General features: G+C 57.7%; 9 protein-coding genes. 8 read left to right on the forward strand and 1 reads right to left on the reverse strand.

Translation table 11 applies throughout. From position 1 onward, the window contains the following. Positions 1 to 113: 113 nt before the first annotated feature. A complete protein-coding gene (gene mobB / locus DSCA_RS15595) occupies positions 114 to 635 on the forward strand; it encodes a molybdopterin-guanine dinucleotide biosynthesis protein B (RefSeq protein ID WP_231716506.1) in 522 nt (173 codons plus the stop codon). A gap of 34 nt (positions 636 to 669) precedes the next feature. Here the strand turns inward: mobB and DSCA_RS15600 are convergent, their stop codons facing one another. Further along, the gene (locus tag DSCA_RS15600; RefSeq protein WP_167527796.1) at positions 670 to 1,953 is read right to left on the reverse strand and encodes a choice-of-anchor U domain-containing protein; all 1,284 of its coding nucleotides are present in this window, start codon (positions 1,951 to 1,953) and stop codon (positions 670 to 672) included. Positions 1,954 to 2,558: 605 nt separating this feature from the next. On the opposite strand from DSCA_RS15600, the gene DSCA_RS15605 reads away from it, so the two are divergent. The 7 genes from DSCA_RS15605 to DSCA_RS15635 all read left to right on the forward strand — a co-directional run bounded on the left by DSCA_RS15605 (position 2,559) and on the right by DSCA_RS15635 (position 12,154). Continuing rightward, positions 2,559 to 4,025 (forward strand): sensor histidine kinase, encoded by a 1,467-nt coding sequence (locus DSCA_RS15605; RefSeq protein WP_155317304.1) that lies wholly within the window; start codon positions 2,559 to 2,561, stop codon positions 4,023 to 4,025. Positions 4,026 to 4,143: 118 nt separating this feature from the next. Further along, entirely contained in the window at positions 4,144 to 4,851 is a 708-nt protein-coding gene (locus DSCA_RS15610; protein ID WP_155317305.1) for an outer membrane protein assembly factor BamD, read from the forward strand. A gap of 4 nt (positions 4,852 to 4,855) precedes the next feature. Then, complete coding sequence (locus DSCA_RS15615; RefSeq protein WP_155317306.1) at positions 4,856 to 6,235, forward strand: sigma-54-dependent transcriptional regulator; 1,380 nt, start codon at positions 4,856 to 4,858, stop codon at positions 6,233 to 6,235. A 272-nt stretch (positions 6,236 to 6,507) separates the two neighbouring features. Beyond that, the gene (locus tag DSCA_RS15620; RefSeq protein ID WP_155317307.1) at positions 6,508 to 7,119 is read left to right on the forward strand and encodes an RNA polymerase sigma factor; all 612 of its coding nucleotides are present in this window, start codon (positions 6,508 to 6,510) and stop codon (positions 7,117 to 7,119) included. Beyond that, positions 7,106 to 7,375 carry an anti-sigma factor family protein gene (locus DSCA_RS15625; protein WP_155317308.1) on the forward strand — a complete coding sequence of 90 codons (270 nt, stop codon included), beginning with the start codon at positions 7,106 to 7,108 and terminating at the stop codon, positions 7,373 to 7,375. The genes DSCA_RS15620 and DSCA_RS15625 overlap by 14 nt, the downstream gene beginning before the upstream one ends. Before the next feature lie 722 nt (positions 7,376 to 8,097). Then, the gene (locus DSCA_RS15630) at positions 8,098 to 10,233 is read left to right on the forward strand and encodes an HDOD domain-containing protein (RefSeq protein ID WP_231716531.1); all 2,136 of its coding nucleotides are present in this window, start codon (positions 8,098 to 8,100) and stop codon (positions 10,231 to 10,233) included. Further along, on the forward strand, positions 10,226 to 12,154 hold the full coding sequence (locus tag DSCA_RS15635) for a response regulator (protein WP_167527798.1): 1,929 nt from the start codon (positions 10,226 to 10,228) through the stop codon (positions 12,152 to 12,154). Before DSCA_RS15630 ends, DSCA_RS15635 begins: the two co-directional genes overlap by 8 nt. The last annotated feature ends 12 nt before the right edge of the window (positions 12,155 to 12,166 follow it).

A 12,166-nucleotide genomic window follows, 5' to 3' on the forward strand; every position in this document is an offset into this window, starting at 1 on the left:
CAGCCCGATGTTGAGATGTCAATTGTCTTGACATTGGCAGACTCCCGGCTTAGCTTCTCCGGGCGCCGGGGTGATGGCCAATTATTCAGTCCGAAGGAAAAAAGGAGCTTATTTTGCCGCCTGTCATCTCCATTGTGGGCAAGTCGGAATCCGGCAAGACCACGCTGATCGAACAAATGATTCCCGAATTGAAACGCCGTGGCTATCGCATCGGCATTGTCAAGCACGCCCATCACGGATTTGATATGGACCGCAAAGGGAAGGACAGCTACCGTCACCGTCAGGCCGGTGCCGATACCGTCATGATCGCTTCACCCGGCCAGATCGCCATGATCAAGGATGTGCCCGGTGAACGCCTGGAGGACCTGATCCCCTTTTTCAAGGACATGGACCTGCTGATCTCGGAAGGATTCAAACGTGACAGCGCCCCGAAAATCGAAATTTTCAGGGCGGAACGCCATCAGCACCCCGCCTGTCTGAACGACGACACCCTCATCGCCATGGTTTCCGATACGCCCCTTGAGGTGACGGTTCCCCAATTTGCGACTGCCGACATCCTGGCGATCACCGACTTCATCGTGGCCAGATTCCTCTCCGGCCACCGGGGCGACAGGGAGGCTTTGCGACGGAATTGATCCGTGTTTAACAGGCGGGAGGCCGCTCTCGGTTTCAGTTCGACAGTGCAGAGATAAAACATCCGCCACCGCCGCCGCCGGATGATGATGAAGAGGTGTCGGTGAGCGAATGGGAATCGTCTTCGGGTGACATGGCAGCACTCGTGGCGACGCCGTATCCGGCCGGGTCGATGACGATACCGTTTTCGACGCCGTCGGCATCCCCGAAGCCCCCGTCCTGAATCTCGACCTCGACCGACAGGCGATCATGGGCAAAAACGGCATGGGCGGAATAGTCCTGCCATCCATTGATGATGTCGTGTTTTACCCACCTGGCCGCCTGGGGCGCCGGTTCCGAAAAATAGACCCTCACCGTGGCGATGCCACCCGTCCGCTCCAGTTCCAGGCGGAAGCTGACCAGTCCCAGAGGCAGATCGTAGGGGATCTGATCCAGGGCATCGATGGTCGCCAGATCGGTGGATTCCAGGGCCGAAATCCGGGCCACCCCGCCGCCGTCCGGCGCGCAGACCGCCACCTGGCCGGCACCTTCCGGTACATTCACACAGCGCAGATCGTCCTGGTCGGCATCGGCGATGGCGTTGTTGTCCAGATCAACGGCCATCCCCACCTCCTGGTCGTCCGGAACGCCGTTTCCGTCTTCATCCAGTCCGGACTCACCGGTGATGAACCGGCTTGGGGAGGACCACTCGGAAAGGGTCCCCTTGACACCATAATAGCGGGCGACCCAGCTGTAGCGGGTATCCGCTTCGAGTACCAACGGTGGCACGTCCAGTTCGGTAAGGCAGCTGGAGCTGGTAAGATCCAGAACACAGAGACCATCGGACACCCGGGTGACGACCCACTGGGTCCGCAGGTGCTGGTCGCCGGTATCCGGCGAACGGAAGGGCGTCGTCTGGAGTACGGGAGTCAGAAAAAGATCCCGGGCATCGTTTTGCGGTGAGGTTACCGCCGGCTGTCCGGGAATTGCGGTTTGACCATACAGCCACACCTCGTCGGAGTCGGCACTCTGGCTGCCGTACAGGTCATAGGCCCGAACGACAAAAGCGTAATCCGTGTATTCATCCAGTCCGGACAGGGTGCAGGTGGCCGCCGCCCCCTCCCAGACCGGCTGGGCGTAATGGTACACATCACTTCCCTGCCGGCAAAACACCCGGTATCCCATCAATGTGGCTTCTTGATTGGCATCCCAGGCCAGTGTCACTTGCCGGGAAGCCTGGCATAGACAGGCAGGCACGACCAGAAACCATACCAGCAGGACCAGGCCGAGCCGCAGCCGGGTGGCGGGTGTCAGGTTGTCAGGCAACACAAACAACTTCATGCGCGTCCACATCACTCCATATGCTGTCCAGCATCAATTTCGGTCAAGAAACGCAACAGGGAGGGTCGCCTCCCCCACCGCAATGGTCCGGCGGGCGGGCATCGGAATCAACCTAACAAGATACCGGGTAGCCCGGCATTATACCCATTCGTCATTGAGCGATCGAACCGGAAAAGGCTCACTGGGGTGGAGCAGTGAAACAGCGCCCCTCCGGTCCCTGCCGGATCTTCGTTCTGGGATGAAGTCGGCGTAGGAAAACCGGCGCCGTTGAAAGTCCAGCCGCCGATCTCCGCGTAGGGTCTCGTTCAGGCTATAGCATCTTTTCATTGTCATCTTCAATCTTTTTTACTTTCGCTTGGGAGTGGCAAACGATGGGACAACAAAATTACTTTTACGCAATATTCATGCTATATTAGACGCCCCCGTCCGGGGGCCCTGTCCGGTGGACATCGAAACCGGTGGCGGGTCCGGTTACGCTTTTTGCACGCCCGGTTACGGTTTTTGCGCTCGGCTGCCGAGGTTTGATTTGCCCCGTGGAGTTGTGTTAATTGATATCAACGGCCTGAAAAGACGTGAGCCCACCTTTTTCGGAAAGCACCGCACCCATGAATCTCAGACTTGGCATCACCGGGAAGCTGCTGGTTTGGTTTCTTGTCATCATCGCTATTTTTTATGGCACGATCCTGGTCCTGTATATCAATGTGCAACAGGTGGTGAGGTTGTCCGGAACCATCGTGGCCAAAAATTATGCCATTGCCTCCGGGACCAAAAAAATGATGGAAGCGCTGCTCAGCACGGAGGAAAACAAGCAGAAATACCTGCTGCTCAAAAAAGCCGACTACCTGGTCTTTTTCAATGAGGCACAGCGGGCCTTCGAGGAAAACCTGGCCCAGGTGACCCGGCTGACCACCATGGGGCATGAGATTTCCGACGTGTGGCGGGAAATCAACGATGCCTACGCGACCTATCCCGACGCGGCACAGGTCTCCGATTATCTGGCCGGCGAGGTGAAAAACCCGGCCGCGGTAGACACGTTCTGGGTGCCGGAATCGATTATCAACGAATGGATCACGAAAATTTCCGTCGAGCGGCTGAAGAACGAGGAGGAAATCGAATACGCCACCCGTGAACTGAACCGCAAGGGTCGGCTCTCCGCCAAAAACGGACTCGTCGGTTTGGCCGTTTCCAGCCTGGTCGGCCTGCTGGGCATCTTCTACCTGGCCTATTCCATGATCAGGCCCCTGAGGGAACTGATGGACGGCATCCGTGAAATTTCATCGGATCGGCTCAGCAGCCCCCTCAAAGTCCGCAGCCAGGACGAATTTGGCGAACTGGCCCATGCCTTCAATGAAATGTCCAACCGCCTGCGAAAAGAAGAACGGATGCGATCGGATTTCATATCCATGCTCAGCCATGAGATCCGAACCCCGCTGACCTCCATCCGCGAATCGGTCAACATGATCCGGGAAGAGGTGATGGGGCCCATCAACAACCGCCAGGAAAAATTCCTGAAGATTGCCGGCTCGGAAATCAGCCGCATCAGCGATCTGCTGAGCCATCTGATGCAGGCATCCCGTTTGGAGCCCGGCCTGTTGAACATGCAGCTGGAACCCATCGATCCCCACACGTTTGTTGCCGAGTGCACCAACAGCATCAAACTGGCCGCCGAGGCAAAAACCATCGACATGCGTGTCCAGATCCCCCCCCAGCTGCCGCCGATCGTCGGTGACCGGAAACAGCTTCAGCAGGCCATGTTGAACTATCTTTCCAACGCCATCAAATTTTCCGAGCCCGACACCTGCATCACCATCGGCGTCCGTCAGCACCAGTCCAAAAACCGGCTTTCCTTTTTCGTTAAAGACAACGGTCCGGGCATCCTCGAGGCAGACCAGGCATTTTTGTTCAACAAATATTTTCGCGGCCAACGCGAACGCGAGCGGCTGGAAGGCGTCGGTCTTGGATTGAGCATCGTCAAAAACATTGTCGAATCCCACCATGGCACGGTGTGGGTCAACAGCCAGGTGGGTAAAGGAAGCACCTTTGGGTTCACCCTGCCCAGCGCACCCGAGTGACCGGAGCCGATCGCCGACCGGGACGGCAGCCGCTGAATTTTCTTGAATTGTCAGTCGATGGCGATTAAAAAGAAGGATAAATGATCACCAATGGAGATTCAATGAACAAGGGTATCCGATGACAACCCCCTGGCGAAAACCATACCGCCTGATGATCGTCCTGATGGTCCTTGTCGGCGTGCTGACCGGCTGTGCATCCGTTTTTCAGCGTCTCGACGACCGCATGCACCGCAAACGCTTCAGGTCGGACGATGAGGCCTTCGAAGTGGCTCTGGCGCTATATGGCCAGGGCAATTTTGCCGATGCAGGTGAACGGTTCAAGGCTCTGGCAGCGGCCAGCACCAGTGACAAGATATCCCGTATGGCGTGGCTGGGAGAAATCTGTTGCCACCTGATGCTGGCAGAGACCCAGGCGGAATATGATGCGGCCATTGACCAGTGGCGTGCTTTCGGGACCTCTTCGCCCGGAGGCGGTGCGATGTGGGACCTGACCCTGTTCGACCCCCTGGTGAGTCGCATGGCACCGACCCAGATCACTCGGGTCATCAAAATCCAGCCGGCGGCGACGCAGATATCCACCGAAACCAAAGTGTCTGCGGAACCCAAACGCCAGCCGGAAGACCGTAAACGTCAACCTGCAGACCGGCAACTTCAGGCCGAAGTTGTCAAATTGAAAAAGAAATTAGAGCAGGCGGCCGAATGGCAGCGAAAGGCCGAACAAATCGAAGCCGAGAACCGCTCGCTCAAAGAAAAAATCAAGGCGCTGGAAGCCATTGACCAGAACATTCAAAAGAAAAAAACGGAAATAGCGGCTCCCGGCGAATGATACCATGAAAAATACCAGCCAACCACAATCGGTCCTCGTTGTCGACGATGACCGAAATGTACTGGAAGTTCTGGACGCCCGGCTGTCCAGTTGCGGACTCACCGTCCATAAGGCGGATGGCGGCCGCAAAGCCCTCGGGATCCTCAAAACCCATCGAATCGACCTGGTCGTCTCCGATGTCAAAATGCCCGAAATGGACGGCCCGGCGCTGCTGGCGGAAATCATCCGCACCAAGCCGGGCCTCCCGGTCATCTTTTTAACGGCCTATGCCAACGTTCCCGATGCGGTCAAAGCGGTCAAATCCGGCGCCGTTGACTATGTCGAAAAGCCTTTTGACGGCAAAGCCCTTACCGAAAAAATCCAGTCGATTCTCAGGGACTCCGAGGACGAGCAGCCGGGCCGGACAGCCGAACCGGAGCCAGCCCCGGACAGCGACGACGATACCATCAGTCCGGCCATGAAAAACCTGCATGGTCTGGTAAAAAAAGTGGCCCGCAGCAACGTCAACGTCCTGGTTCTCGGCGAGAGCGGCGTGGGCAAAGAACGAATCGCCAATCGGATTCATCAAATGGGCCCTCGCCGGAAAAACCCGTTTGTTGTCGTCGATTGCGGGGCCACACCTGCCGGGTTGCTGGAAAGTGAATTGTTCGGCCATGTCAAGGGTTCGTTCACCCATGCCGTAAGCGACAAGAAAGGGCTCATTGAAACGGCCGACACCGGCACCCTGTTCCTCGACGAAATCGGCAACATCTCACACGAAATGCAAATCCGGCTGCTCCGGTTCATCGAGGACCGGACCATCAGAAGGATCGGCGGGCTCAAGGGAAAACCCGTGGACTGCAGGATTATCGCGGCCACCAATGCCGATCTGGGCGAGGCGATCAAAGCCGGCCAATTCAGGGAAGACCTCTTTTTCCGGCTCCGGGTGGTGACCCTGACCATTCCCCCGCTTCGGGACCGGAAAGCCGACATCCCCCTGCTGGTCGACCATTTCGTCCGGCAATTCTGCCGGCAGCAGCAGGTGGAAACGGTCCGCATCCCTGAAGAAACCATGGGGTGGCTGTGTGACTATTCGTGGCCCGGCAATGTCCGCGAACTGAAAAACGCCATCGAGGGCGGCATCGTCCTGTGTCGCAACAACACGCTCCGGCCGGAGGATTTTCACCTGACAGGCATTACGACGGATGCATGTGAGCAGAGCACGGCCGATGACAATTGTCTTTCGCTGGAAGAGAGCGAAAAAAACACCATTCTCCGGGCCCTGGAACAGACCGGCGGGATTCAGAAAGAAGCCGCGGAAGTACTGGGCATCAGCCGGCGGGCCATCCATTATAAAATCAAGAAATACGGCATTGACGCCGGCAGCATCAAGGCCAGACACTAACCCGTGCCGGTTTAACCGCCGTCGGACAATCCCCTGTTGAGCACCTCGTGCGCCTGCCTGTAACCGAATCCATGCGCCTGTCTCCTTAGTATCGTGGAAAAAGAAATGGACATCGGCCTCTATAACACATATGAAAGGACTATAAATGCGGGAGATATTGACATTGCTGGCGGTTGTGGGGGTCTGGGTGCTGATTCAGGCCTATATTCTGCCGAAACTGGGCGTCTCGACATGAATGCGGGAAGCCTGTCAGGTGACAAGCAAAAAAAACAATGCCGAACCCGTCGGAGAAACCGAAAAACGACGATAAGGACACGGACCTGATCCGGGCGATCAACAGCGGCCGACAGGATCTTTTTTATGAACTGGTCAAGCGCTACGAGAAAAGCCTTTACAATTTTGGCCTGCGAATGTGCGACAACCCCAGCGACGCCGAAGATATGGTGCAGGACACATTCCTGAACGTCTACAAATACCTCGGCGGATTCCGATACGAGACCAAATTCAAAAACTGGCTTTACCGCGTCGCAACGAGCGCCTGCCTTAAAAAAAAACGCCGGTCCAAGTATGCGCCGGACCGGGAACTCTCCCTGGACGACTTTCTTCCGGCAGATGAATCGGCCGTATCCATGGACCTGCCCCGCTGGGCGTCCCAGCCGCTGGACCAGGTCCTCGACGAGGAACTGGGCACGGTTATCAAACAGGCGCTCCTGGAGCTTCCGGAAAAATACCGGCTGGTCATCGTTTTACGGGATGTCGAAGGGTTCTCCACCCAGGAAACGGCTGAGATACTGGACCTGACGCCCACGAATGTCAAGGTGCGCCTGCACCGGGCAAGGCTCTTTCTCAGGGAAGCATTGAAAACGTATCATGAAACGGACTGACCCACACCATTCCCACGAGAACTGCATTCGGTTGTTCGAGCGGCTTTCCGAATATATCGACAGGGAACTGGACGCCCCGACCTGCGAGGATATCGAAGCACACATCAGGTCCTGCAAGCCCTGCCAGGTATGCCTGGAAACCCTGAAACAGACGGTGGCGTTATGCAAAAACCTTGAACGCCGCCAGGTTCCGGAGGCCTTTACCCTGAAATTGAGGGGCGCCATCGCCGACCTGGTAAATAAGAAACCTGATTGACAGCCCTGTTTTGATCGGGAGCCCCCCGTAAACCGAGTCTCCCTTCATTCGGGACGGCGGCCATCGAGACCCACGCCCCAACCCTCCCCAGGCCCTGCCGGCCATGAGAACCGCCCCATCAACAACTGGCAGTCTTTCCACAAACAAGGTGTCCGGCCCGGATCAAACCATGACCGTCGTGTCTGCGCGGTAAACAGTGAGCGGCCCGGGAAAGGCATCTGAAAACGACGATCCCCGCCGGCGCCAGGTGAGACCCCGTAACCTTGAGGGGGCATCGGTTCAGGCGGGGAAGGACTATGTATATTTTTTCACAAGCCAGGAATGCCTGTGGAATTGAGACCATATTCCCCGGGATGAATACTCAGGACTGAGCCGGTTATGGAAGAAGAGAAAAACACCAGAGGGAGCTCCAACCTGCCGTATTTTGGACTATTTCCCTACAGCCAGAACAGAAATGCCGAATCTTTTTTCCCATTGGCACTGGCATTGCTCTAATTAAAAAACGAACCCGATGTTAAGCATCCGATTTCTGTAAGTTTTATCCCAACGTTTGAACCAGATCGGGCAGAAACCGGTTCGCAGGCGCCCTCGGTTTTGCAAAGGTCCCGTTGACAAATCTGCATAACCACCATAGATTGAAGGACACTTGCCTGCTGAACAGATGAGAACTTCCAACGGAACTGGCTGTCGCTGTGCGCATCGCTTCAGAATTCACCGGCAGGGTGCAACTTTCTGTTTTTCCCTATCTTCTGGAAAGGTTCATTCAAATCCGTCATGAGCCTTCAGCAGATTTGTCTGCACTGTCACGGCTTATCAGAACGGATCCCGCATTGTGCTTCATGGCCATGCGCCTTGACCGGTCCATGGCGTCGTCCATCCATCCATCCGACTCCGTCGGCATCGATGAGACGGTCAGCCGTATCGGCCTGGCCGGCATCGATGCCATTGCCGGCCAGGCCTTGACCGGTCAGGCGTTGAACGATCTTCACCACCACCAGGCATTGGCACTGGGATGGCTGTGGAAGCATGCGCTGACCACGGCCCTGCTGGCCCGTGGACTGGCTCTGGAACTCGACTATCGCCCGGCAGAGGAGGCCTATATAGCGGGGCTGCTCCACGACATCGGCAAAATGGCCCTGCTGGCCCGGACACCGGCAGCCTGCGTGCCGATGCTCGCCGATCCGGGCCAGGCACAGCCACTGCTCGAAGCAGAGGAACAGCTCATCGGGTCGGACCATGGCCGCCTGGGGGAACGGATGATTCAACGGCACACCCGTGCCTGGTTTGCGGCGGATGCGGCCCGATACCACGCGGCGTCCGCCTCGGCGATGATGAATGCACTCCCTCTGGTCCAGGTGGTCTGGGCAGCCCACCGCATGGCCGGCGGGCCGCAGGCGTCATCCGATGCGTTGTCAACGGTTGCAGGACTTTTCAATCGGCCTTCAGGGCAGTTGCGCCGCCTGTGGGCGACAGCCGAGAAGCAGGCGCAGGCAGTGGCGGATGAACTCGGTGTCGTTCCCTACGCAGCGGCGGAAAGCGGGTATACCGGGGGAAACGACGTCCCGCTGAAAGGGGAGATCAGAACCCGTACCATCATGTCGGGGGTCTGCGGCGAGCTGCTCAAGGCCCCCGGACGCCAGGGCATCCTGCGAATACTGCAGCACAGTCTCAGTGCTTATTTGGGTATCGACAGCGTGATCATCCTGGATCACGACCCCGGGAACAACACCTTGATCGGAAGCTATGCAGCAGGAATCGGCCTGTCCCTGCCCAAAAGCCGACTGCGCATCCCCCTGACCGCATCGGGATGCCTGCCGGCCATCTGCCACACCAGCGGTGAAACGGTGGATTCATTTTCGCGGACTCGCCGGGAGGCACTGACCATCATCGACCGTCAGTTGGCGGCATACATGCGCAAAGATGGCATCGTCTGCGTGCCTTTCCCCTCCCGTCACGGTGGGAGCGCTTGCCTGCTCGCCGGTGTCGATCGCGATGCGTGGCCGTGGATCAAGCAGCAGGCGCCGCTCTTGAAGGCCATTGCCGCTGCCGTGGCCGACACGCTGGACAAGGAACCGGCGCGAGGGGCCGAAGGAGATCGCCGGGCACCGGATCAATTGGCATCGGCCAGGTTACGAACCCGTAAAATCGTGCATGAAATCAACAACCCGTTGAGTATCATCAAAAACTATATCAAGGTGCTGACCCTTCAGGCCGAAAAAAGCCTGTCCGGTGAAAATGAACTCCGCATTATCAATGAGGAGATCAATCGCGTCGGCACGCTCATTAAATCCCTGACAGCAACGCCATCAGCGGATCCCCCTCACATGGCGCCCTTTGACCTGAATGCCGCCATCACGGAACTGTTGAGCCTGTTTCGTGAAAGTCTGCCCGAAAGGCCGGCCATCCGCCTCGAGCAGGATCTGGGTGCCCACCTCCCCGCCCTTGCATCTGATCGCAATCAGTTGAAGCAGGCATTGATAAACCTGTTGAAAAATGCGATGGAAGCAATGCCTGATGGGGGCACCATTCACGTGAAAACCCGCATGATAGAATCCCCCCCGCGTCATACCGGCGGCAACCATGGGAAAAAACAGATTAGGATCAGCATCTGCGACGACGGCCCCGGTATTGACGAAGGGATCAAAAATGACCTATTCAGGGAAAATGTGACGTCAAAGCGGGGTCACGACGGGCTGGGGCTCTCCATCGTCAATGAGACCGTGCGGTCTCTCGGGGGCGCCTTGCTGTGCGATAGTATTCCCGGCAGAGGAACCTGTTTTCACATCGAGCTGCCCGCAGGTGGCAATGGACCGGACAACGAAACTGCACTCAGCCACTCAGGAGCGTTTCATGGATAACCGCCCCCGATTATTGATCTGCGACGATGAACCGTTGATGACCGAAAGCATCAAAAGGGTGTTAGGCGACAACTATCGGGTTCAGACCACCAACAGCTCCCGCCACGCCCTGAGCCTGATCCATGCCGACGCCCCGGACCTGGTCATCCTGGATGTCATGATGCCGGGGATGACCGGCTTCGAGGTTCTGGATGCCGTCGACCGGGAGCACTGCGACGCCGCGTTCATCATCGTCACCGGAGAGGCCTCTGTCGATTCGGCCATCAAAGCCATCCGAAAAGGCGCCAGCGATTACCTTAGAAAGCCTTTCGAGCCCGAAGAATTGATCATTCGTGTAGAGAACGTGCTGAAACAGCGGCAGATGAAGCACGATCACATGTGTGTCCAGGCTGAAAACCGGCAGCTGGAAAATCAGCTGCGCCAGTCCCAGAAAATGGAGGCCATCGGCACCCTGGCCGGCGGTATCGCCCACGACTTCAACAATGTATTGAGCATCATATTGGGCAATACCGAACTGGCGCTGGCCGATATGCCCGGCCACCACGCCGCCCACCATAACCTGGAACGGATCCTCACGGCCAGCCTGCGGGCACGTGAAATGATTCAGCAACTGCTCAGCTTCAGCCGCAAGGAAGAATCCGGATTCAAACCGATCCGCCTCAACAGCGTCATCGCCGAATCGCTCAAACTGATGCGCGCGTCCCTGCCCACCAATATCTCCATCGAACGCGATATCTGTTCGACCATATGCACCGCCATCGCCGACGCCACCCAGATTCACCAGGTCATGCTCAACCTTTGCACCAATGCCGCCCATGCCATGGAACCCAACGGCGGGGTATTGACCATCCGGCTGGAGCCGGTCACCCTGGACGGCGATACCGCCGCCGATCCCGATGGCCTGGCCCCGGGCAGATACGCCAGGCTGATCGTCGCCGACACCGGCCACGGCATTGAAGCAGAGATCATCGACCGAATTTTCGACCCCTATTTTACCACCAAGGAAACCGGCAAGGGAACGGGAATGGGACTCTCGGTCGTTCACGGGATCATCAAGTCCAGCGGCGGGACCATCAGGGCCTTCAGCCAGCCGGGCCGGTTTACGGAGTTTCATCTCTACCTGCCGGTGGTGGATATCGTGGTTGATGCGAAACCCGCCATTTTCGACCAACGGCACCTGCCCGGCGGCCATGAGCACATCATGATCGTGGACGATGAAGAGATGCTCGTGGACATGATGCGGCAAGTACTGGAGCAGTTGGGGTACACGGTCACCGCCCACACCGACAGCAGCGCTTCCCACGAGGCATTTGTCTGCAGCCCCCGGACCTATGACCTGCTGATCACGGACATGACCATGCCCGGGATGACAGGCACCGACCTGGCCAAAGCGATTAAAGCGGTGCGCGCCGACCTTCCCGTTATTCTCTGTACGGGCTTCAACGAGCAGATCAGTGAAGAAACCGCACAATCGCTGGGGATCCAGGCCCTGATCATGAAGCCCGTGGGCATGCAGCAACTGGCGGAAGCCATCCGCAAGGTGCTGGCGCAGCCATCGCCCGAGCGTCGAAAAACCCCCCGGTTCGCGGTCCCTGCCGGCTCTTTCGTCATCTCCCGCACCCACCCCTACGAGCGCTGCAACCTGATGGACATCGGCCCGTCCGGATTGGCCTTCAGCCATGAAATGGAATCAGTGCCGGACAATCCATCCGACCAGCTGGCCATCATGGCGCCGGACGGTGAAATTTTCATAAACGGGCTCCACTGCCGCATCGTCTCCGACACTCCCGCCGGCAGTCCGGTCAGCCTTTCCGAAGCGGGCCGGGCCCGTCGTGGCGTAAGTTTCGAGGACCTCACCGTGCTCCAGACGGAGCTGATCAGCCAGTTCATCCATAACCACGCCAGAGGGCTGCTTCAGTGACCTGAAGCCCCC

The sequence above is a fragment of the Desulfosarcina alkanivorans genome (genome assembly GCF_009688945.1).
Lineage (GTDB): Bacteria > Desulfobacterota > Desulfobacteria > Desulfobacterales > Desulfosarcinaceae > Desulfosarcina > Desulfosarcina alkanivorans.

Excerpts from the sequence above, each read along its gene's own strand:
- DSCA_RS15610 (WP_155317305.1), top strand. The coding sequence starts at position 4,144 with ATGACAACCCCCTGGCGAAAACCATACCGCCTGATGATCGTCCTGATG.
- DSCA_RS15615 (WP_155317306.1), top strand. The coding sequence starts at position 4,856 with ATGAAAAATACCAGCCAACCACAATCGGTCCTCGTTGTCGACGATGAC.
- DSCA_RS15625 (WP_155317308.1), top strand. The coding sequence starts at position 7,106 with ATGAAACGGACTGACCCACACCATTCCCACGAGAACTGCATTCGGTTG.
- DSCA_RS15635 (WP_167527798.1), top strand. The coding sequence starts at position 10,226 with ATGGATAACCGCCCCCGATTATTGATCTGCGACGATGAACCGTTGATG.
- DSCA_RS15605 (WP_155317304.1), top strand. The coding sequence starts at position 2,559 with ATGAATCTCAGACTTGGCATCACCGGGAAGCTGCTGGTTTGGTTTCTT.
- DSCA_RS15620 (WP_155317307.1), top strand. The coding sequence starts at position 6,508 with ATGCCGAACCCGTCGGAGAAACCGAAAAACGACGATAAGGACACGGAC.
- DSCA_RS15600 (WP_167527796.1), bottom strand. The coding sequence starts at position 1,953 with ATGAAGTTGTTTGTGTTGCCTGACAACCTGACACCCGCCACCCGGCTG.